This window comes from Fortiea contorta PCC 7126, assembly GCF_000332295.1.
Classification (GTDB): Bacteria; Cyanobacteriota; Cyanobacteriia; order Cyanobacteriales; family Nostocaceae; genus Fortiea; species Fortiea contorta.
In genome coordinates this window covers 2,664,668-2,685,528 of the sequence record NZ_KB235930.1, presented here as the reverse complement: position 1 = coordinate 2,685,528, position 20,861 = coordinate 2,664,668, and the positions used below count along the sequence as shown (strand labels likewise).

21 protein-coding genes are annotated in these 20,861 nt (G+C 42.1%); 14 read left to right on the top strand and 7 right to left on the bottom strand.

Annotation, left to right across the window (positions count from 1 at the left end; all coding sequences use genetic code 11):
- The first annotated feature begins 47 nt into the window (after window positions 1-47).
- From MIC7126_RS0112445 to MIC7126_RS0112435, 3 genes are all read left to right on the top strand, one after another.
- Window positions 48-1,091, top strand: coding sequence for a ComEA family DNA-binding protein (locus MIC7126_RS0112445; protein WP_017653484.1), 1,044 nt, complete (start codon window positions 48-50; stop codon window positions 1,089-1,091).
- Between the two features lie 153 nt (window positions 1,092-1,244).
- Complete coding sequence (locus MIC7126_RS0112440) at window positions 1,245-1,679, top strand: ferritin-like domain-containing protein (protein WP_017653483.1); 435 nt, start codon at window positions 1,245-1,247, stop codon at window positions 1,677-1,679.
- Window positions 1,680-1,857: 178 nt separating this feature from the next.
- The gene (locus MIC7126_RS0112435; RefSeq protein ID WP_017653482.1) at window positions 1,858-2,826 is read left to right on the top strand and encodes an FTR1 family iron permease; all 969 of its coding nucleotides are present in this window, start codon (window positions 1,858-1,860) and stop codon (window positions 2,824-2,826) included.
- 39 nt (window positions 2,827-2,865) lie between these two features.
- On the opposite strand, the gene MIC7126_RS0112430 is transcribed toward MIC7126_RS0112435, so the two are convergent.
- From MIC7126_RS0112430 to MIC7126_RS32265, 5 genes are all read right to left on the bottom strand, one after another.
- The gene (locus tag MIC7126_RS0112430) at window positions 2,866-3,771 is read right to left on the bottom strand and encodes an ABC transporter substrate-binding protein (RefSeq protein ID WP_017653481.1); all 906 of its coding nucleotides are present in this window, start codon (window positions 3,769-3,771) and stop codon (window positions 2,866-2,868) included.
- Between the two features lie 484 nt (window positions 3,772-4,255).
- Window positions 4,256-4,873, bottom strand: coding sequence for a molybdenum cofactor guanylyltransferase (locus MIC7126_RS0112425; protein ID WP_017653480.1), 618 nt, complete (start codon window positions 4,871-4,873; stop codon window positions 4,256-4,258).
- A gap of 15 nt (window positions 4,874-4,888) precedes the next feature.
- Window positions 4,889-6,982, bottom strand: a complete 2,094-nt coding sequence (locus MIC7126_RS0112420; protein ID WP_017653479.1) for a thioredoxin domain-containing protein — start codon at window positions 6,980-6,982, stop codon at window positions 4,889-4,891.
- A gap of 294 nt (window positions 6,983-7,276) precedes the next feature.
- The gene (locus tag MIC7126_RS31250) at window positions 7,277-7,432 is read right to left on the bottom strand and encodes a hypothetical protein (protein WP_169330796.1); all 156 of its coding nucleotides are present in this window, start codon (window positions 7,430-7,432) and stop codon (window positions 7,277-7,279) included.
- A gap of 287 nt (window positions 7,433-7,719) precedes the next feature.
- Complete coding sequence (locus tag MIC7126_RS32265) at window positions 7,720-7,854, bottom strand: hypothetical protein (RefSeq protein ID WP_274517488.1); 135 nt, start codon at window positions 7,852-7,854, stop codon at window positions 7,720-7,722.
- A gap of 135 nt (window positions 7,855-7,989) precedes the next feature.
- Between MIC7126_RS32265 and clpP the strand changes: the two genes are divergently transcribed.
- Window positions 7,990-8,595: an ATP-dependent Clp endopeptidase proteolytic subunit ClpP gene (gene clpP, locus MIC7126_RS0112410; protein ID WP_017653477.1), complete on the top strand. Its 606-nt coding sequence runs from the start codon at window positions 7,990-7,992 to the stop codon at window positions 8,593-8,595.
- Window positions 8,596-8,635: 40 nt separating this feature from the next.
- Here the strand turns inward: clpP and MIC7126_RS0112405 are convergent, their stop codons facing one another.
- Window positions 8,636-9,502: a pentatricopeptide repeat-containing protein gene (locus MIC7126_RS0112405; RefSeq protein WP_017653476.1), complete on the bottom strand. Its 867-nt coding sequence runs from the start codon at window positions 9,500-9,502 to the stop codon at window positions 8,636-8,638.
- An 852-nt stretch (window positions 9,503-10,354) separates the two neighbouring features.
- Between MIC7126_RS0112405 and MIC7126_RS0112395 the strand changes: the two genes are divergently transcribed.
- The 3 genes from MIC7126_RS0112395 (at window position 10,355) to MIC7126_RS0112385 (ending at window position 14,124) form a co-directional block, all read left to right on the top strand.
- Window positions 10,355-12,709, top strand: a complete 2,355-nt coding sequence (locus tag MIC7126_RS0112395; RefSeq protein WP_017653474.1) for a ribonuclease R family protein — start codon at window positions 10,355-10,357, stop codon at window positions 12,707-12,709.
- Between the two features lie 17 nt (window positions 12,710-12,726).
- A complete protein-coding gene (locus MIC7126_RS0112390; RefSeq protein ID WP_017653473.1) occupies window positions 12,727-13,347 on the top strand; it encodes a flavin prenyltransferase UbiX in 621 nt (206 codons plus the stop codon).
- Window positions 13,348-13,434: 87 nt separating this feature from the next.
- On the top strand, window positions 13,435-14,124 hold the full coding sequence (locus tag MIC7126_RS0112385) for a LapA family protein (RefSeq protein ID WP_026100208.1): 690 nt from the start codon (window positions 13,435-13,437) through the stop codon (window positions 14,122-14,124).
- A gap of 86 nt (window positions 14,125-14,210) precedes the next feature.
- On the opposite strand, the gene MIC7126_RS0112380 is transcribed toward MIC7126_RS0112385, so the two are convergent.
- On the bottom strand, window positions 14,211-14,405 hold the full coding sequence (locus MIC7126_RS0112380) for a hypothetical protein (RefSeq protein ID WP_026100207.1): 195 nt from the start codon (window positions 14,403-14,405) through the stop codon (window positions 14,211-14,213).
- 462 nt (window positions 14,406-14,867) lie between these two features.
- Between MIC7126_RS0112380 and MIC7126_RS0112375 the strand changes: the two genes are divergently transcribed.
- The 7 genes from MIC7126_RS0112375 to MIC7126_RS0112345 all read left to right on the top strand — a co-directional run bounded on the left by MIC7126_RS0112375 (window position 14,868) and on the right by MIC7126_RS0112345 (window position 20,786).
- A complete protein-coding gene (locus tag MIC7126_RS0112375) occupies window positions 14,868-16,478 on the top strand; it encodes an NB-ARC domain-containing protein (protein WP_017653470.1) in 1,611 nt (536 codons plus the stop codon).
- A gap of 129 nt (window positions 16,479-16,607) precedes the next feature.
- Window positions 16,608-17,153: a shikimate kinase gene (locus MIC7126_RS0112370; protein ID WP_017653469.1), complete on the top strand. Its 546-nt coding sequence runs from the start codon at window positions 16,608-16,610 to the stop codon at window positions 17,151-17,153.
- 97 nt (window positions 17,154-17,250) lie between these two features.
- Window positions 17,251-17,667 (top strand): XisH family protein, encoded by a 417-nt coding sequence (locus MIC7126_RS0112365; RefSeq protein ID WP_017653468.1) that lies wholly within the window; start codon window positions 17,251-17,253, stop codon window positions 17,665-17,667.
- The gene (locus MIC7126_RS0112360; protein ID WP_017653467.1) at window positions 17,655-17,990 is read left to right on the top strand and encodes a XisI protein; all 336 of its coding nucleotides are present in this window, start codon (window positions 17,655-17,657) and stop codon (window positions 17,988-17,990) included. Before MIC7126_RS0112365 ends, MIC7126_RS0112360 begins: the two co-directional genes overlap by 13 nt.
- A gap of 180 nt (window positions 17,991-18,170) precedes the next feature.
- A complete protein-coding gene (argB, locus tag MIC7126_RS0112355; protein WP_017653466.1) occupies window positions 18,171-19,064 on the top strand; it encodes an acetylglutamate kinase in 894 nt (297 codons plus the stop codon).
- A gap of 42 nt (window positions 19,065-19,106) precedes the next feature.
- Complete coding sequence (locus MIC7126_RS0112350; RefSeq protein WP_017653465.1) at window positions 19,107-19,640, top strand: tetratricopeptide repeat protein; 534 nt, start codon at window positions 19,107-19,109, stop codon at window positions 19,638-19,640.
- 273 nt (window positions 19,641-19,913) lie between these two features.
- A complete protein-coding gene (locus MIC7126_RS0112345; protein WP_017653463.1) occupies window positions 19,914-20,786 on the top strand; it encodes a DUF3153 domain-containing protein in 873 nt (290 codons plus the stop codon).
- The last annotated feature ends 75 nt before the right edge of the window (window positions 20,787-20,861 follow it).

Sequence of the window (20,861 nt, the reverse complement as noted above, 5' to 3'; positions counted from 1 at the left end):
GTTGCAAGTGTTGTATTTAATACCTTAAAATTTTGCCAGGAGCAAAGATGAGAAAAACCCGTTATGTATTTTTGGCTGCTGTTACTGCTGTAATAGTTACCCTCAGTGCCTGTAGTAATACCCCAACCGCAGAGACGCCATCCTCACCAGCAGCGAATTCTGCCACCAAAGGCACAGAAACAGTTAGTCAACAAAATCACAGCAGCCACGGTGGGAAACCAAAAATTAACATCAACACTGCAATCCTCTCAGAGTTAGACAAGTTTGAAGCTAAATTAGGTATTCCCGCATTATCTAATAAAATTCAGGCTAATCGCCCTTACGGTAGTCCAGAAGACTTAGTGAGCAAAAAAGTAATTACTCAAGAACAATTCGACAAAATCAAAGACCAAGTTACGATTCAAGAAGTAGTACTCACAGGCGAAGCAAAAGATGTTGATTACGCAACCAAATTGGGGTTAATGAAAGGACATCTTTTAGTAGCACAAGAATTGCTAGATCAAAATCAACCAAAACAAGCAGAACCGCATATAGGACACCCAGTTGAAGAGATTTATGTTGATGTTGAAGAACAATTAAATGAGCGCAAAGTTAAAGAATTTAAAACTACATTGGTGAGTTTGCAAGATTTAGTTAAATCTAATCCCAAGAATCCCAAAGTTAAAACAGATTTTGTGACTTCAGTCCAAGCAGTTGACACAGCGATCGCCGCTTTACCAGCAGAGCAACGCTCCAAACCGGGATTTGTGCTACAAGTGATTAACGGTTTATTAGACGCAGCAAATTCAGAATATGGCGCAGCGATCGCCAACGGTAAAATAGCTGCAGCCATTGAATATCAAGACTCTCGCGGCTTTGTCGTCTACGCTAACGAATTGTATAAAGGAATTGCGAGCCAAGTCGCAACAGCCAACCCCGAAGCCGATAAAGCGATCGCCGCTAGTCTCACTGATTTGGTGAAAGTTTGGCCCGCAGCTATCCCACCAGCCAAACCAGTCAAAACCCCCGATGATGTTACCAAACTAGTCAAAGTCATTGAGCAAAACTCTCAAAAAGTCATTGATCAATCCAGTACTCAAGCGCAACAATAGACAGAATTAGCAGTTTAAAATGAGTAAGAATTGAGAAAATAGTTAGAGTTAAGAGTGAAAAATCTCTGCAATTTTGATACCTCAAAAAAGTATAACTCCTAACCTCTAACTAACTATTCATGACTCGACCTTTACAATTTTACCGAAGAACTAATGCAAGAGCTTGACCACAAAAAAACCGTAGATTTATTGAACGCCATCATGGAATTTGAACTAGCAGGAGTAGTCCGCTACACCCATTATTCCCTGATGGTGACTGGGCCAAACCGCATCCCCATCGTGGCATTTTTCAAAGCACAAGCTAGCGAATCTCTCCTTCATGCTCAACAAGTCGGAGAAATTCTCACAGGTTTAGATGGTCATCCCTCCCTGAAAATTGCTTCAATGGAAGAGACTTACCAACATTCAGTCAAGGATATCTTGGCAGAAAGTTTATCCCATGAAAAAAAGGCACTAGATTTGTATAAAAGCCTGCTAGAAACTGTCACCAACGCCAGCATTTATCTAGAAGAATTCGCCCGCAGCATGATCGGTCAAGAAGAGATGCATAACCTTGAATTGAAAAAAATGCTCCGCGATTTTAGCTAACAGTTATTAGTCATCAAAGAAGGGAATAGGGAATAGGGAATAGGGAACATTTTTTCCGTCTGACAAAGTTATGATCCGAGGCTTACTCAGCTCATATTTTGCGCTATTTCCTGTTCCCAATCAGGGAGTAAGATACCTCCACTTCTATTGACAAACAACAAATCACAAATCACAAAAAATGAATTTTAGTACCGCCTTACCTACTTTCGTAATTACACTCAGAGAAGGAGTAGAAGCCGCCCTTGTTGTGGGAATTGTGCTCGCTTTGCTCAAAAAAGCCAAACAGTCCCGACTTAATCCTTGGGTGTATGCTGGTGTCGTCGTCGGGATTATCATCAGCGCCTTGATAGGTATGCTATTCAGCGTCATCATTCAAGCACTGGGAGCAATTAACCCCCAATATACCTCCGTGGTTGAGCCAGGACTTGAAGGTATATTTGGCGTTTTTGCAATTATTATGCTTAGTTGGATGCTGATTTGGATGACTCAACAAGCTAAATTCATGAAAGCTTCAGTTGAGGGATCCATCACCGAAACCTTAACACAAAACTCCAATGCAGGTTGGGGTGTATTTAGTTTAATTTTAGTTGCTGTTCTCCGCGAAGGTTTTGAAACTGTTTTATTCGTTGCTGCGAACTTCCAACAAGGATTTATGCCAGCATTAGGTGCTGTTGGTGGTTTAGCAGCGGCTGCTACCATTGGATTGCTGCTATTTAAATGGGGCGTGAAGATTAATATTCGCCAATTTTTTCAAGTAATGGGCGCTTTATTAGTATTAATTGTTGCTGGATTAGTAGTATCTTCATTACAGAATTTTGACGAAGGTTTATCTAACTTAGCCCTCAGTAGTCGTGCTACAGAAAGTCTTTGTTTCTATTACGAGCGCTTCACTCGCATTCACTCCTGCATTTTGGGGCCAATGGTTTGGAATACCGCCAAAATATTACCAGATGAACAGTTTCCCGGTATTATTCTTAAAGCTTTATTTGGTTATAGACAGCATCTTTATCTTGTACAAGCGGTGGGATATCTTGTATTTTTGTTCACTATTGGGGGGATTTATTTCCGCAGTATTAATGGTGGTGCTACTGCAGCAAAAAACAATGGGCGCTCGGTGCGAAACCCAATTAATACCGTCAAGGATTAGTGACAGAAATTTTGTCACACAACGCCTCTAGAAATATTGTTAAGATAGAGCTTGCTTTAATTTTTGGCAAGCTTTTTCAATAGCATCTATACTACCTGCATTTACTAAACCATAATAGTCAAAAGCATAAACTCGATTATTTTTAGTCGCTTGTAATTGCTGCCAAAAAGCTTCTTTTTTCAGAGAATCTAAAAGCTCAGTTTCTGAACCACCTTGCGGAGGCTGGACGACAATTATCACCTCTGGATTAGCTTCTAAAACTTTTTCTGCCGAAAGTGTTACATAACCACCAATTGGACTGTTACCCTGTAATTCTCCAACTAAATTTTTCGCCTGAAATTTTTCTAGTAAATCTCCAGCCCAACTGTTTTTATTAGGTGCTAAAATTGGTTGACGACTGACAATTACCAAAGTCGATAAACTTTGATTTGGTTTATTTGCTAAGAAAGTTTGATAGCGATTTAATAACGGCTGGGGGTCAGCATCAATGAACTCGGCTAGTTTTTTAGTCAGTTCTTCTAACGATTCCCATTTTTTAACTTGAGTCAAAAAAGTAGGAATTTTTAACTGCTGTAGTTTTTGAATTGGTTGATTAGAAAAACCTTCTGCACCGATAACTAAATCTGGTTTGAGTGCGACAATTTTTTCTAAATTTGGTGGAGTTTGTCCCTCGCTTACACGCACAAGGTCTTTAAACCTGGGGTCATTTTTGAATAGACTGCTACCACTAATACCCACAAGCTTTGTTTGATTAAGTTGAGAGATAATATCAGCAGAAAGAGAAGAAAGTGCGACAACTCTTTTGGCAGATTTTTTTGGTAATTGCTCAGAAGTAGTAGGTGCTATTTTTGCTTGTGGCTGTTGAGTAGTTGCTGTTGTACAAGCTGCTAACAATATACTCAATAAAAATGCAAAAGCAGGTAATATCCAACGGCGATTTATCATCAGGTTCACGAATTGATATTTTCTTTGTCAAATCATATATAGCAGAATTAATGGTTTTAAACGCTAAGTGACGCCAAGGAAAACGCAGCGAAAAGTTCCTCGTTCGCGTAAGCGTTCCGCAGGAAAGCCGGGTTTCCCGGCGTAGGAAACTTTTCAAGACAGAGTTACGCCGAGATTTATCTGATTTTCTGGTGTTGCTGAATCAAACGCCTACACAAATTTCAACTCTGTTCCCTGTTCCCTGCTATATCATGGGCATAAAAAAAGCAAGCTTGGACATGAGTTATTCTCTTCTTCAGAAAATATAACCATGCGGCTCGCCAGGATCTATACAAGGTTTACTGAGAAATACTTGACTCAATATAAATTAATTCACTCGTAAAGTATTGTTTACTACGTAACAAATATGGCTACATTTACGCAAAGTAGGCTTTTTTAATTCCTAAAAAAGCTCTTGACAAAATGGACAGTTTTGACACTATTACTAATCTTTGATTTTTAATAGCCCAGTGACGGCTAAATCTTCTGGGGTGTTACAGTTAAACAGCATTTCTGGTGCTGACACAGACAAAACTTGTACAGGATGTTTCTGCAACCATTGCTGGAACGATCGCCCCCCTTTGTTGATAAACTCTAATAATGGCGGTAAGCAGCGACGGCGATAAAAGCCGCACAATGGTTCCCATCCTTTAGTATGATGAGGCAAAGTAGCGATCGCTGCATCATCAACGCTATCGAGTCGAGCTATCCACTCTTGCAGTACCTCAACCTTTAACTTCGGTAAATCACAAGCTAGCAACAGCACCCATTCTGTTTGTACCTGGGCTAGTCCTTGAGAGAATCCTACTAACGGCCCTTGGTTTTGGGCGGATGAGGAAGAAAGGGGGATTTCTGAGATAAATTCGCACTTAGATAAATTTAGGTGCTGGTAGCGTTCTGGCCAGGGAGTGACTACATAAACTTGATTTGTGCAGGCTTGAGCAATGTCACAAATTTGCTGCAATAATGGTACTCCTTGAATCGAAATCAGCGCTTTATCCTGACCCATACGAGAACTTTTTCCACCAGCTAGGATAATGGCGCTTAATTTGTCGTTGGTCATGTGGTTATTTCTCCCTCAATTCCCCATATTTCTAGTCAATTCCCTAGTTTGACTCTGCTGTATTTGCTGTAATAACTGCTCTAGGTTTTCTGCTGGTGCGAGACATTTCAAGCCTTGACAAACCAAGCCGATACTACCGTCTGGTAAATTGGCAGTAGTGGTAAACATGGTGGATGCTAAATACTGGGGAATCAGTGAGCTAATCTGCTCAGGGGTGCTGCGAATTAGGGTGGAATTACGATACCAATCCAAAGCTGTGAATAAGCTGGGACAAGCTTGGGGGGCGCGGTTCATGATGCTTTTAAAAGCTTTTAGTCCTTGTTCAGCTAGGTCTAAATAATCTAGATTATCCGTGAGCAAAGTTAGACGCACAAGGTTAGCGATCGCCACTCCGTTAGCTGATGGTGTAGCATTATCTGCATAGCTGCGTTCGCGCACAATTAAATCTTGACTAGCGTCACTGGCGGCGTTATAATAACCACCTATTTCTACGCTCCACAGAAATTCGTCAAATTCGGTTTGCACAGCGATCGCTTTTTCTAACCACGATGAGCTAGACTCATTACCAATTCCTAAAGCTGCTTGGTGTAAATCTAGTAGTGCTTTGATCAAAAAGGCATAATCTTCAGACTGAGCTAAAACAGTTGGTTGATTTTCATAATTGAGTCGATACAAACGCCCATCGACAAATTGATGATTAAGAATAAAATTTGCCGCCTTTGCAGCTATCTCCAAATATAACGGTTGTTTAAATACCCCAGCCGCCCTAGCTAAACCAGAAATCATCAAGCTATTCCAGGCGACTATCATCTTTGTATCCGTCACTGCAGGAATGCGCCCAGGCCAATTGCTGGTTTTAGCTTCGGCATTATTGCGCGCAGGGGGAAAAGTATCAATAGATGCAGGTGTTACACCGTATCTAGCTGTAAATAGCTTATTCAGTGAGGCTTCCACACTAGCACTCAGTTCGCCTGAGTGTAGCCTTTGCAACACATTTTCTCCTTCAAAGTTACCATTAGGTGTAACTGTAAACTGCTGTTGTAATTCCGTTAGTGCTTCGGGAGTGAGCAACTTTGTTAATTCAGCGTAACTCCAGACATAAAAAGCGCCTTCTTCCGGTTCAGCGGCGGTAGAGTTAATAAAACTGTCAGCATCTTGAGCCGCAAAGAAATAACCTTGAGGAGCCGTCATTTCTCGCTGTAGCCAGTTTACAGTACCAGCGATCGCCCGCACCAGTGCCGGCTCTAAAAAACCTGCACTCCATAAATTCGCCAGATACTCAACAATTTGTCCATTGTCATAAAGCATCTTTTCAAAATGAGGTACAGTCCAAGTCGAGTCAACAGTATAGCGATGAAAGCCGCCACCCACGTGGTCATAAATTCCCCCCAGCGCCAAATCTAATCCCCGTTGCTGACAAACTTGCGCCCCATCATAGCGGAATGCAAAATTAAATCGAGTGCCTCTGAGTGATAATTCAGCGTAGGGAATCATGGGAAAACTATTACCCTGTTGCTGAGGAGTGATGACACCCGTGCAACTTTCCCAACCTTGGCGGAGTAATTCCCTGTCTTGTATATCTTGTGTTTGAGCATCTTGCAACACCGCAGAGGTGAGCAGAGATTCCACAATAATGGCTTTGCGCTGACGCAAATCCTCCGTTTCCGTATCGTAGTAATGACGAATCGCTTGCAATACCTGCAAAAATCCAGGTCTACCGTAGCGCGGCTCCAACGGAAAATAAGTCCCAGCATAAAATGGGACTAAATCATCCGGAGACAAAAAAGCATTTAAAGGCCAGCCACCTTGACCACTCATCATCTGCAAAGCCTGCATATAAATACTGTCCAGGTCTGGTCGTTCCTCCCGGTCTACCTTAATAGGCAAAAAATTAGCATTCATGTATTGAGCGATCGCTAAATCCGAAAAAGCTTCGCCTTCCATGACAGTACACCAATGGCAGCTAGAATAACCAATAGAAAGAAAAATTGGTTTATTTTCTGCCCTTGCAGCCGCGAGAGCTTCATCACACCAAGACCACCAATCAATCGGATTTTCAGCGTGTTTGCGGAGATAGAGACTCTGCGCTTCAGCAAGGCGATTAGTCATGATTTCGATATAGGTAGTTGCCTCATTTGCTCAGTCTACCTCATGGCGCTCAAACTAACGCCAGTGTGATTTTTTTTGAGAAAAATTCTCTTACCCTGTCGGTAGTCGAAAGGTTAACGCGCTGCTCAATCAAGAACCAAAAAATATAGAGACGAAGCCAAAGCAACGTCTCTACAAGGTTTTTTAGCCCAGTACATAATTGGTTTTCCACTGGATCAAGCTTTATTCCAGCTTGGATTTATTACGAATTGCGAATTAGCATCTACTCATCAACAACATCAAAAATTTTCAACTTCACCGCCCTGAAGGAAACACCGAGCTAACAATTGGTGCTGGAATTTCCGACAAAGGTGTCACAGTCTCAGTCTCAACTCTGGCATTCGGGCTAAGTCCTGCTATGAGTTGAAGCAAGAAGGTAATGATGGCGGCTTGCACAAGTTTTTCTAGCATGGCAGGTCTCCCAACGGACAAAAGCACTTCCAGTTAAATTTGGTTACTTTAACTACACCGCTTACTAATGATTTACCGGATTTAGAGAAAATATCCGGAAAATTGCTCACATCAATCCTAAAAAAATGTGGAAAAAGCTACCGACACCTGACAAGGATTTGTCAGCAAGACATTCATTTTAAATGGTCTAATCACCGCACTGCACCACTTGTGCAACAAATCCTTAAATTACAGGACTGGTGAATGTTAGTAGTTTGTGAACACAGTCTTTTGGACACCAACCATGATTAAAAAGTGCCCGGTTTGGTAATGGGTAATTGGTAATGGGTAATTGGTAATGGGTAATTGGTAATTCCTCCCACACCTCCCACACTTCCCACTCCTCCCCATCCCCCCATCTCCCCATCTCCCCATCTCCCCATCTCCCCATCTCCCCACCTCCCCCTCTTCCCCCTCTTCCCACACTCCCCCCTCTTCTCCATCCCCAATTCCCAGCAAGCCTGCAATTAGCTGTTGTCATCGATAAAATAGATGTTAAATAGCTACAAGCAGGCTACATGATTCCTATAGTCATTGAACAATCAGGTCGCGGCGAACGCGCCTTCGACATCTACTCACGGCTGTTACGTGAGCGCATCATCTTCTTAGGACAACAGGTTGATAACTCCATAGCGAACTTGATTGTTGCCCAACTGCTGTTTTTAGATGCTGAAGACTCGGAGAAAGACATTTATCTGTATATCAATTCTCCCGGTGGCTCGGTGACGGCTGGTATGGGCATATTTGACACTATGAAGCACATTCGCCCTGATGTCTGTACCATTTGTACCGGATTGGCAGCTAGTATGGGTGCTTTCCTGTTGAGTGCTGGCGCTAAAGGTAAGCGGATGAGTCTTCCCCATTCCCGGATTATGATTCATCAACCTCTGGGCGGTGCTCAAGGACAAGCTACCGATATTGAAATTCAGGCGCGGGAAATTTTATACCACAAACGACGCCTGAATGATTATTTGGCTGAACACACAGGTCAACCGATTGAGCGCATTGCTGAAGATACCGAACGCGACTTTTTCATGTCGCCGGAGGAAGCGAAGGAATATGGCTTAATTGATCAAGTGATTGACCGCCACGCGGCAGGTAGCCGTCCGGTTGCTGTTGTTTAGATCAAAAACCTTAAGGGCGGGGTTTTCCCGTCCTTACTAGTCAAAATCCCGTTAATGGGTCTATGGACGTAGGTTGAGATTCCAGATATTTAAGAAATCCGTGCAATTCCTCCTCAGTAAGTAAGGTGCGTCCCCGCTTACCGTAGGTTTTAATCAAGTGGTCCCGTCCCTGTTCTGGTGTCCAGCCCAGGCGCTGAAGTTCCACATCAGTTTTGGCAATGACATCAGACAAATCCACGGGTGCATTTTTCTTCTTTTTTTTGGTAGCCGCTAGTGTCTCCATCTCCTCTGAAGAACTATGACTGCGGGGAGTAAACGGGGTGACATTACTAGCTGTGATTCCTGGCGAGGGTTTAGTTTCTGGCTCTTGACTAGAATGAAATTCTCTGCTTTCTACTGGAGTATCAAACTCAACTTCTGGTGGGGAATGCAAAGAAAACTGCTGGCGGAAATCCTGAGTGTAAATATCATTTTCACTGGTGGGCGCAGTAGATATTTCTGGTTCAGATTTGATGGTTTGTGGCGTGGTCGAAGGTGCGATCGCTTCTTTGTGACTAACTCCTGACCACTGACCGCTGACCAAATCTGGATGAGGTGTGGGGAAACTAACAGGTTCATTTAATACACTTCCTGTACTCAAGGAAGAGTTGCCCTGCACCTGCGATACTAGTTTGGCAGAAAATGTCACCGATTCTTTTGATGTATTGCTTATGCCTAAAACCATTAGTGCTCTACTTCTGGCTTGGTCTTCTGCTACTTCCACGGTTTCGGCTGCTGACATACCAGTAGCACGGGTTATACCTTCTATTTGTACACTGACGCGCACAATATATTTACCTTGAAAAATTTGTACTAATTCAGAAATAATACTGCCGTTGGGATACAAGCTCTGGAATTGAGCCAACATAGTAATGTCACCTATTAAATCTGCAAAATCAGGAGGTTGATGCTACCTGTGTATACTCTAAATAAGGAGGGAATTGACCATGGGTAAGAATGACTGTTGACTATTACCTATTGCTGATTGCCGATTAACCAATCAGGCTCCTGTGTTCTGATTGTAGCAGTAGCTCTTTTGCTAGAAAATGTTGCTTGCTGCTGACTAACTCTGAGTAGTTTCATCTTCAATGCTATACTGATTACCCAAATCAATATCCAGAACTATTTTCTGGAAGTGTGCTCTAAATCTACAATAATGAAGATAAGGTTCACCCTCACTGCTTGCGAAGCTGCTGGACTAATTGTTACCGATTCTACATGTGGGAAAATTAGGTTTCTCGGCAGTTTCTCGTAGTTAAATGTCAGAGTCTAATCGCGTCAACTGAAGGCCAAAGTATGAAGTGTGAAGTGTGAAATATGAAGTGTGAACTTTTCTTTTTCATCCTTTAGCTTTCATCCTAGCCTGCGGCAAGCCGAGGAAGCGTCTACATCCTTGACACTTCAGACTTCTTCAGTAAGAGTACCTACAATCCAGGCAATTAAACACCGGATTTCCCTTGCATAGAGTTTTTGGGCAGTGTAGAGGTTAATCTTAACCAAGCTTCTCAAAAACCTGTCTCGTAAGTACTTCTTGGGAAAAGTCTCACTCAAACTGGCTGTTTAAGTTTGATGAGATTGAGGAACTCGAACGCCAGCTGACTCTGAGATTGTCGTGCAGTGAGAAGTCTGTAGACGCGTTTGCAGTGGGGCTACAGCGCTGGACTCACCGCACACAAATGTCCTGAAAAAATGATGTTTTGACCAAAGGTCGGTTCACTGCATGGAATTTTCAATCGCTACACTCCTTGCCAATTTCACCGATGATAAATTGGTAGCTCGTAAAGTTTTGGAAAAGAAACTTGGCTGCGAGGATGAAGACAGTTTACAAAAGCTTTATATTGCCTTGGATATTCTGGAGAAGATCGGGATTTTGGCGAAAGAACGGGGTAAGTATCGCCGCGTCTCTGAAGAAGGGCTGATCGAAGCCAAGCTCCGTTGTTCTAGTAAAGGCTTCTGCTTTGCTATTCAAGATGTGGAAGGAGCGGAAGATATTTACATCCGTGAAAGTCATTTGAGTAATGCTTGGAATGGCGATCGCGTTTTGGTCAGAGTTTTGAAAGAAGGTAGTCGGCGGCGCTCTCCCGAAGGCGAAGTTAAACTGATTTTGGAGCGGTCTAATCACACCCTATTGGCACGCATCAAGCAGGTGGAAAGCGGTTTTCGGGCAGTTCCTTTAGATGATCGGTTGCTGTTTGAACTCAAATTGCAAGCCAACACCTTGAAATTAGATGAGGCGATTGATCATCTCGCCCATGTGGAAGTCCTGCGTTACCCCCTAGCACAATATCCCCCCATCGGCCGCGTCGTCCAAATCCTTGGTAGCGATGCCGAAGCTGCTGCCGATATAGATTTGGTAACATGTAAACACGACTTGTCCCGTAATTTTCCCGACTCAGTTTTAGAAGCAGCTAGTAAATTGCCGAAAAGGCTTTTAAAAGCTGACCTGAAAAATAAATTGGATTTACGGAATTTGTTCACTTTGACAATTGAGGGTGTAAATGGTAACTCAAAGGTAGTAGAAAACGCCTTGAGTTTGGAAAAAACCGCCGCTGGCTATTGGCGTTTGGGGCTACACATCAGCGACGTTTCTCACTATATTCAACCCGATGAAGCCTTAGACCGGGAAGCATTCAGACGTGGTAAGTCAGTTTATCTGGGTGACTTAGTTTTGCCGATGTTACCAGATACTGTAGCCGATCGCTGTTCTTTAGTCGCCGGGAGCGATCGCCTGACGCTCTCATTCTTAATCACCATCGATCCCCAATCGGGAGTAGTGGAAGAATGGGAAGTACAGCCCAGCGTCGTCAACGTTGATGTCGCCCTGAAAAAATCCTCAGCCGACGCTATTCTCACAGGTCAACCCACCAAGGAATCTGAGCAAGTAGTCCAGATCCTGCAAGATTTGGAAGCATTACGCCAACTGATCAAACAGTCACGCTTGTCTCGCGGTAGCCTACAGCTCAATCTCCCACCCAGCCAAAACCCCTACTTTGATGAGGGTATTCTTGGCGCTGTAGTGGTTAATGATGTCCCCGTCCGTTCGTTGATGACAGAGTTAGTGCTGTTAGTCAATCAACTCATCGCTGGTCACTTTAACGCTTTGGGCGTACCCGCTATTTGGCGAGTCCAAGGTACACCCGATGCGGAAGATGTCCAAGAAATGCTGAAATTAGCAATAAATTTAGGCGTGGAATTAGCACTCGAAGCCGAGGTAGATATTCAACCCCTAGATTACCAACACTTGACCAGGGCTTTTGCCGAATCTCCCTCTGAGCAAGTGCTGACCTATTTATTGCAAGACACCCTCAAACCCGCTGTATACAGCACCACCAAAGGCTCTCATTTCGGACTGGCGCTACCGCAATACATCCACTTTACTGCTCCCCTGCGACGGTATCCAGATTTGCTGCTGCAAAGAGTTTACTACGCACTCATCGAACAGGGGCGCGATCGCCGCACCACCCGCGTCCGCGAACGGGTGAACTTGCGCCACTCCTCCTGTCATGATGAAATTAACTGGAATGTACTCGCCCCAGAATTGCAACAGGAACTGCAAAGCGACTTAACACGGGTAATCATCCAGATTAACGACAGAGAAAAAGAAGTTCAAGAAGCTGAAGCCGATTTAGCCGGGCTGCAAAAAGCCCAACTGATGAAACAACGCATCGGTCAAGTGTTCCAAGGCGTGATTACTGGTGTGCAATCTTACGGCTTCTTTGTGGAAATTGAAGTACCAGCAGGTGAGTTTGAAGTCAGCGGTCAACCGGGAATACCTCTACGGGTAGAAGGGTTAGTACATGTCAGTTCCCTCAAAGACGACTGGTATGAATATCGCGCCAGACAACAAGCACTCTTCGGTCGGAAAAATCGCGCTTCCTATCGTTTAGGCGATCGCGTCGCCGTACAAGTTAAGAGTGTCGATTATTACCGTCAGCAAATCGATTTAGTCACAGTCGGTAGCGATGGTGTCCCGAAAAACTTGGATCTTGACGTCTCTAATGAAGATTTATCAGACATGTATTTAGAAAATGGCATTGAGCCTCACGACTTAGACCCCTATGACGAAGATGAGTAAAATCACATACTTTAAAAGTGCTTTCTAATACAAAACCCCTCATTCTCGGAATATCAGGTGCATCAGGGTTAATCTACGCTGTCCGCGCCCTCAAATTTCTCCTCGCAGCAGACTATGAGATTGAACTGGTCGCCTCCAAATCAAGCTACATGGTCTGGCTCGCCGAGCAAAACATCCGTATGCCGCCAGAACCCTTACAGCAAGAGCAATTCTGGCGAGAGCAAGCCGGCGTTGCTCAGGCGGGTAAACTACATTGTCATCCTTGGGGCGATGTCGGCGCTAACATCGCCAGTGGCTCCTTCCGCACTTTAGGTATGATTATCATGCCCTGCAGCATGAGCACCGTCGCCAAGCTAGCTATCGGCTCTAGTTCTGATTTACTAGAACGAGCTGCGGATGTCCAACTCAAAGAAGGTCGCAAGTTAGTCATCGTCCCCCGTGAAACTCCTTTTAGCTTGATTCACCTACGTAACCTCACAGCCTTAGCAGAAGCGGGAGTCAGAGTTGTTCCCGCTATTCCTGCTTGGTATCACCAACCCCAAACCATTGAGGATTTAGTTGATTTTGTCGTTGCTCGTGCTTTAGACCAACTAGAAATCGATTGTATTCCCATACAGCGATGGCAAGGTCATCGCTAAAGTATGAAGTGTGAAGTATGAAGGAAAAAATTTTCATTCTTCATCCTTTATGCTTTGACTTTGACCCTTCATCTTTTTTTCATCCCTATGGCTGTAATTCGCTTAATTCTTTTGGTTGCGGTGCTGGGAGGACTAATGCTGTTGTTAGCCCACAACTGGACACCTGTTCTCGCGGTGAAGTTTTTGGGTATGCAAACTCAAGCATTACCTTTGGCGATATGGATGTTGTTGAGTACTACTGCTGGTGCTTTAACTTCAGTATTCATCTCTACCATATTCCAACTGGGGAATTTGTTGGCAGGACAGCAACGCCCAACCCGCTCTCCCTCAGCAACCTCATCCCGTACTCAAACAACTCCCAAAGAAAAACCTCAACCCCAAGGTGCTAACCCACCACCAACCAATCAACCAAATAACACTTCTACTGAAGATGTGGACGACTGGAATACAACCAGCAGTGACGATTGGGATTTCCAGCCAAAGCCGCAACCCGCTCCCAGTTCTCAACAAAAAACCTCTGCTGATTCTCAAAGTTACGAACGCCAACAAGAACCTCAAAGCTCCTCTCAATCAGGTTCAGTGTATTCCTACAACTACCGCGAACCCAAAAACACCGCAGTGGGAAAAACTGAATCAATTTACGACGCTGATTATCGGGTGATTATTCCTCCTTATCAACCACCGACTAATAATCAAGCTGATGAGGACGATGATTGGAGCTTTTTTGATGATGAAGATGAAGATTCTCAAGATAAAGACCCGCGTTCTCGTCGATGAGTTTCATTTGCAGACAAATAGGGAGTCAGGAAAATCGCAAATTACCAAAAATTTTTATTCCCCTTGGTGTACGCAGTTGATGTTACTTACTTGATGCTGCACTGCTCACGAGACTGTTGTTTCACCTTACCGTTCATCGCTGCTTCCTGCAAACTCATAAAAGCGTTCAAATCTTCTGAGTCGTAGCGAGTAGTTAGCAGATGTCGCAATTGATTCTCAGCCTCTACGGTTAGGTAGCCAGTATCTATAGCTTTTTGCACAACATCACGAATTCGAGTCATAATCGACACCTCGTTCATACCATCTTAATTAATTGAGACTAAATTCATCTGATATTTACAATTGCTTTGGTGACTAAACCGTCAAGTTGGCAAAACTTTTTGTACAATTTGAGAAAACAAGTGACCATTTACACCTTTGTCCACAAAATTTAGCAGTCAAGCCTTGCATTTACTAAATCCTAGAATGAGCTTTTAGTGTTGTTAAAAACACAGTATTTTCTAAAACTAAAATTGCTCACTAACAAAATTGGGATTCATGTATATTGACAGAATTTCTTCACTTAAAGTTTCAGACAATTTTTATTAAACTTCCGTTAAGCCTAAAGATACCTAAGCAACAACTTCTAAGTCACCTAACGATAGTTATTAAATTCGTTATAAATTCATCCTTGATTTATTCTGGGTTCATCAAGAAATCGTTAATATATTGCCTTAGTTAATTTAAATACATCAATAACGTTAATGGTATCAGTTGACTTTAATCAAATCGAAGATGAATTTTTAGAGGCTAAAAAAAATTGGGAGTTAGAAAAGTTATACGTAGATTTAGCCTCAGCAAAAGGGAAAGCATTGACGCCAGTAGAAAAGAAATTTCTACGTGGTTTACTTTGTGGCTGTAGTCCTGCGGAAATTGCGAAGATAGTTTATCAAAGCGCTAGTAGCAGTACTGTGCGCGTGTACTTATCTAATGGGTTATATAAATACATTGAAGAAATGTTGAGTAACCAAGCTGGATATTCAGTCAAGGTGAAAAACTGGAGTCGTGTAACTCATCTGTTAGAAAAAGCTGGATATAAAAAAGGTTGGTTTCAGTTATCATCGCCGCGTGATCCGATTGTTGCTAACGAAGATCAAAATGTTGATTTAGTAGTCAACCAATCAGCTACAATCAGAGACTGGGGTGAAGCCGTTGATGTCAGTGTGTTTTATGGTCGGACACAGGAACTGACTCAGGTTCACAAGTGGATTGTACAAGAGCGCTGTCGGTTAATTGCTGTCTTGGGTATCAGTGGAATTGGAAAAACCGCTTTTTCTGTGAAGTTAGCAGAAGAAATTCAAGATCAGTTTGCATATGTGGTTTGGCGATCGCTCAATTTTATTCCTCCTCTGGAGCTACTTTTACAGCAATTGCTGCAGGTTTTATATCCTCCTCAAGAGATAATTATCGCAGATACCGTCGCTGGACAAATTTCACAACTGATTGATTGTTTGCGAAATTCACGTTGTCTGCTGATATTAGACGATTTTGACTCGATTTTAGATAATGGTTGGGAATCACCAGCACAAATAACCCATAAATTAAATCCAAAAAACGCTTCTCAACCCTTCCTGTCTCAAATTCGCTATCGTCAAGGTTACGAAAGTTATGGAGAGTTAATTAGACGCTTGGGAGAATCACAACACCAAAGTTGTGTGGTATTTACCAGTCGAGAAAAACCTCAAGAAATTGCTGTTTTGGAAGGCGAAACTTTACCTGTTCGCTCTTTAAAATTGACTGGTTTAAATGCAGCAGATAGCATCCTAATTCTTAACTCTAAAGGCTTGACTAATCAATCAGAAGCAGAGTCTAGAGTATTATTATACTGGTATGCAGGTAATCCCTTATTTTTGAAGTTAGTCGCAACAGCAATTCAAGAATTATTCGGTGGTAATTTATCTGAATTTATCAAACAAGGAACTGTAGTTTTTGGTGACATTCGCGCCATTCTCGACGAGCAATTTAATCGCTTGTCTCAGCTAGAAAAGCATATGATGTTTTGGCTGGCGGTCAATCAGGATTTTATCTCGATGCGGAATCTACCGAAAGAGATTATACCAGGATTATCGCCCCGGATGTCTCAAAGATTAATCTTAGAGGCGGTAGAATTATTACAAAGGCGATCGCTGATTGAAAGACAAGCGTCAGACTTTTCTCAAACTCCCGTTTTAATGGAATACATGATCGAACGCCTCATCGAGGAAAATTTTACCTTAAATGATGAGCGAGATGGTCACTTGTTCATGAGTCATACGCTTTTTGAAGCACACCTGAAAAACTATCTTAGAGAAAGTCGCTTGAATGCGGAGATTTAAGTTGAGTTGATGATTAAGTCTACAAAATCTCAAATCAGTATTAAAATTAAACTCTTGTAAGATTTGTCAGGTTTGATCCCAAGCCTGACGAAACAGCTAAGATAACTCATAACTGGAGCAGAGCAACTGGTGACTAGCTTATTGCAAGGAGTTAATCTGTACCTAATTGGCATGATGGGTAGCGGTAAGACAACTGTAGGTCGCTTATTAGCCCCGCAATTGGGTTACGGATTTGTTGATACCGATAGCATCATTGTGCAAGCAGCAGGAAAATCTATCAATCAAATATTTGCTGATTCAGGAGAAGCAGCTTTTCGTCAGCTGGAAAGTGATGTTCTGGCGCAAGTTTGTGCTTATACAAAATTGACTATAGCCACTGGTGGTGGTATTATTTCCAGGCGAGAAAATTGGAGTTATTTACACCACGGTTTAATTGTGTGGTTAGATGCCGCAGTAGAATTACTTTACACTCGGTTACTAGAAGATAATACCAGACCGCTGCTGCAAGATGCCGACCCCAAAGGAAAATTGCGATCGCTCCTCGAACAACGCACACCGCTTTACTCCCAAGCTGATTTAAGAATTACCATCTCTGAAGGGGAAACACCAGAGCAAATTGCGACACGAATCATAGAAGCAATTCCTAGTGTGCTGAAAACACCTGCTGCTCATTAATTGAGAATTAGCTTGAACTGAACATATCTATTTTGTAGGCGTTAGAGATTTATTCTAACAAAGTAATGTTTATAAACAAGATATTTGGGTTTTATTTGTGTCGGCAAAAGATGTTTTTCACGAATCAGTTAAAAAAGCTTTGCAAAAAGAACAATGGATAATTACTAGCGATCCATTAAAATTTAAATTCGGGGAAGTCAACTTTCAAATTGATTTAGGAGCAGAAAAAATAATTGCTGCAGATAAAGGAAACGAAAAAATAGCAATTGAAATCAAAAGCTTTTTAAACCCTTCTGCAATTACAGATTTTTACACCGCTCTAGGACAATTTATGAGTTACCGTCTAGCATTAGCGGGATATGAACCGGAGCGAATATTATATTTAGCAGTTCCATTGGATACTTACAAAATATTTTTTCAACTGGAATTCACTAAAACAGCAATCAAACAATATCAGGTGTTATTAATTGTTTATGATCCAGTAGATGAGGTGATTGTACAATGGATAAACTAGCAAAATATCAAGAGTATGTTAAAGCATTGTTGACTAACTATGCTAGTGATGATTTGTCGGATAACGATGTCGAAGTCCAACTGATTTTAGACACAGAACGCAATCATTATCAATGGATGAATGTAGGTTGGCAAGGATTTAATCGGATTTATCGATGCGTGATCCATTTCGATATTAAAGATGGCAAAATTTGGCTGCAACAAAATTTAACTGACCGCAACCCCGCAGAGGAATTAGTAATGATGGGAGTGCCACGAGAAGATATTATTCTAGGCTTACAGGCTCCTTTCAAGCGTCAGTTTACAGATTATGGCGTAGCTTAATAAGTCAGTCCCTGAAAATAAACCAAATTAGATGACAAAATATAAACACATCTGAAATCCGCATAAATCACAAATTTAACGCTTAAACTTTCCCCAATCAGAGCCAGAAGTCTATTGTTACCAGTTCCAAAGTCTTCTAAACTGACTGCATAGGTTTTGAAGTCTCAATAGATCCTGAAAATGGTCAACGATACTGAGTATATCAGGCAAGCAGAAGCCACTCGCGTGCAAGTATTAAGCGAAGCGCTACCCTATATTCAACAATTCGCTGGACGCACCGTAGTTGTCAAGTATGGTGGCGCAGCGATGAAAGATCACAATCTTAAACATCAAGTCATCCGCGATGTAGTATTTTTGTCTTGTGTGGGCTTGCGACCAATTCTGGTGCATGGTGGAGGCCCGGAAATCAACAGTTGGTTAGATAAATTAGGAATCGAACCGCAATTTAAAAATGGCTTACGGGTGACTGATGCTCCCACAATGGACGTGGTGGAAATGGTTTTAGTCGGTCGAGTCAATAAAGAAATTGTGGAACTGATTAACCAAGCTGGCGGTTTAGCAGTCGGACTTTGCGGTAAAGATGGTAACTTAATTACAGCTCGTCCTCAAGGTCAAGAAGGCATTGGTTTTGTGGGAGAAGTCAGCAGTGTGAATATTAAAATTTTGAACACACTGGCGAGTAATGGTTATATCCCTGTGGTTTCTAGCGTAGCTGCTGACGAAACGGGACAAGCTTATAATATCAACGCCGATACGGTAGCTGGAGAAATAGCCGCAGCTTTAGGAGCAGAAAAATTGATTTTATTGACTGATACTAGAGGAATTTTAAAAGATTACAAAGACCCCTCAACCTTGATTCCCAAAGTCGATATTCCCGAAGCCCGCGAGCTAATTGCTAATGGTATCGTTAGCGGTGGTATGATTCCCAAAGTTAATTGTTGTGTGCGATCGCTCGCTCAAGGTGTCAAAGCTGCACATATCATTGATGGTCGCATTCCCCACGCCCTCTTGTTAGAAATCTTCACAGATGTCGGGATTGGAACCATGATTCTCGGTTCTCAATTGAAAAAATGAAACCTTGGCAAAATTAAAGTAGTGCTGAATTGTGTATAGAATGTGAGTGCAGAAAGTTTAGAAAATGCTAGGGCTATCTTCCAAACTGCGAAAATTGCCTTTGAAAACGGGCAATATCGAGAAGCCGTAGAAAATCTGGAAACAGCCAGCGCCCTTGTGGCTCGTAATTCTCGCCTAGGGGGTGAAATAGAACTGTGGCTAGTGACAGCTTATGAAGCCTCTGGACGCACAGAAGAAGCGATCGCCCTTTGCAAACAACTCCAACGTCATCCTTACTCGGAAACAAGCACCCAAGCGCGCCGGTTAGTCTACATTTTACAAGCGCCAAAACTGCAAAGACCCGCCGAGTGGATGACCCAAATTCCAGATTTAGGAGCATTATCTGATAATGAATCTAAAATTCGTCTCACCATCAAACCCCGTAACTCTTCTGAACAAAAAAAGCCCGCTGAACCAGAATTTATTGACCTCAGTCAAGTCAATACTAAAGATAATCGCTTTATTTGGCTGGCGCTAATTGTGATTAGTTTCATTCTTTCATATTTGGTCTGGCTAAGTACCAACGGCGCAGGATGAAGGATGAAGGGTGAAGGGTGAAATTCATATCAATTTTTAAAAACTAATAAATTCTCTGTTTTTTGATTTTTGAATTGATATGACTCTTTGAAAATGACTCAAAAAATTTCTTGTTTTCTCTCTGCGGTGCAATAAATTATTTTGAAACTGCAGAGACGCAGAGTCAAGAAGTTAAAAAGGAATTTCTTGACTTTGTTCGTAATTTTGGACGTTTTCTTTGGGAGATTTATAGTAATGAATTCGTCGGATTTAAGAGACATTTTAATCTTATTCATGAAACCATTTGGTTTTGTCACTCTCGCAGCAAAAAAACTGATGAATCGTTGCTTTACTATCACCAAACAAGCAGGTAGGGAAAAAAGCCCAAAACCTTTTGTCTGGCTGGTGGTGGTAGTAGCTTTGTTGTTATCTGGTTGCGTTAAATATGATGTAGGCGTTAACTTTAACAACTCCAATAACGGAGAAATAGTCCAACATATCAAATTGGGAGAAAGACTCACCAGTTTTAGTGGTGACTATGTGTATGAATGGTTAAATAGCATAGAACGTCGCGCCCGGAAATTAGAAGGAAAAACGCAGCGGGTTTCCCCAGAGGAAATAATTGTCAGTATTCCTTTTAGTAATGGTGAGGAATTACAAACAAAATTCAATAACTTCTTTAATTCCCACGTTAATCAACAAGCTCAGACAGCAGATAATGAAGCAAATTCGGAATTACCGAAAATAGCCTCGAATATCATATTAGAACAAAATAACTTTATACTAGTAGTCAAAAATAGATTAATTTATGATTTAGACCTGCGATCGCTCTCCATTATTGCCAGCAAAGGTAACGTTTTAGCCAATCCCGGCTCAATAATCGATTTGCAATTTAGCTTAAAAGCCCCCTGGGGAGCGGAAAACATTACAGTGGGAGAAACAGCGATCGCTCCCGAAAAAAATGGCAATCAGCTACTATGGCAACTCAGACCAGGAGAATTAAACCACATAGAAACTGTTTTTTGGCTCCCCAGTCCTTTAGGTATTGGGACTTTGTTAATCACCTTATTTATTGCGGGAGGACTATATTTAAGATATAGTTTCATGCCAGATCCACAAATTCAATTTAGCACAAAAGCTGCAGTTACAGAACAGCCCCAAAGCTAGAAAAATGGGGCACCAAGCGCCCCTATTTTTAAATAAAATACTCTCAATAATCGCTACTTTTACAATTACAAACAA

Excerpts from the sequence above, each read along its gene's own strand:
- MIC7126_RS0112445 (WP_017653484.1), top strand. The coding sequence starts at position 48 with ATGAGAAAAACCCGTTATGTATTTTTGGCTGCTGTTACTGCTGTAATA.
- MIC7126_RS0112440 (WP_017653483.1), top strand. The coding sequence starts at position 1,245 with ATGCAAGAGCTTGACCACAAAAAAACCGTAGATTTATTGAACGCCATC.
- MIC7126_RS0112435 (WP_017653482.1), top strand. The coding sequence starts at position 1,858 with ATGAATTTTAGTACCGCCTTACCTACTTTCGTAATTACACTCAGAGAA.
- MIC7126_RS0112430 (WP_017653481.1), bottom strand. The coding sequence starts at position 3,771 with ATGATAAATCGCCGTTGGATATTACCTGCTTTTGCATTTTTATTGAGT.
- MIC7126_RS0112425 (WP_017653480.1), bottom strand. The coding sequence starts at position 4,873 with ATGACCAACGACAAATTAAGCGCCATTATCCTAGCTGGTGGAAAAAGT.
- MIC7126_RS0112420 (WP_017653479.1), bottom strand. The coding sequence starts at position 6,982 with ATGACTAATCGCCTTGCTGAAGCGCAGAGTCTCTATCTCCGCAAACAC.
- MIC7126_RS31250 (WP_169330796.1), bottom strand. The coding sequence starts at position 7,432 with ATGCTAGAAAAACTTGTGCAAGCCGCCATCATTACCTTCTTGCTTCAA.
- MIC7126_RS32265 (WP_274517488.1), bottom strand. The coding sequence starts at position 7,854 with ATGGGGAGATGGGGAGATGGGGAGATGGGGGGATGGGGAGGAGTGGGA.
- clpP (WP_017653477.1), top strand. The coding sequence starts at position 7,990 with ATGATTCCTATAGTCATTGAACAATCAGGTCGCGGCGAACGCGCCTTC.
- MIC7126_RS0112405 (WP_017653476.1), bottom strand. The coding sequence starts at position 9,502 with ATGTTGGCTCAATTCCAGAGCTTGTATCCCAACGGCAGTATTATTTCT.
- MIC7126_RS0112395 (WP_017653474.1), top strand. The coding sequence starts at position 10,355 with ATGGAATTTTCAATCGCTACACTCCTTGCCAATTTCACCGATGATAAA.
- MIC7126_RS0112385 (WP_026100208.1), top strand. The coding sequence starts at position 13,435 with ATGGCTGTAATTCGCTTAATTCTTTTGGTTGCGGTGCTGGGAGGACTA.
- MIC7126_RS0112380 (WP_026100207.1), bottom strand. The coding sequence starts at position 14,405 with ATGACTCGAATTCGTGATGTTGTGCAAAAAGCTATAGATACTGGCTAC.
- MIC7126_RS0112375 (WP_017653470.1), top strand. The coding sequence starts at position 14,868 with ATGGTATCAGTTGACTTTAATCAAATCGAAGATGAATTTTTAGAGGCT.
- MIC7126_RS0112360 (WP_017653467.1), top strand. The coding sequence starts at position 17,655 with ATGGATAAACTAGCAAAATATCAAGAGTATGTTAAAGCATTGTTGACT.
- argB (WP_017653466.1), top strand. The coding sequence starts at position 18,171 with ATGGTCAACGATACTGAGTATATCAGGCAAGCAGAAGCCACTCGCGTG.
- MIC7126_RS0112345 (WP_017653463.1), top strand. The coding sequence starts at position 19,914 with ATGAAACCATTTGGTTTTGTCACTCTCGCAGCAAAAAAACTGATGAAT.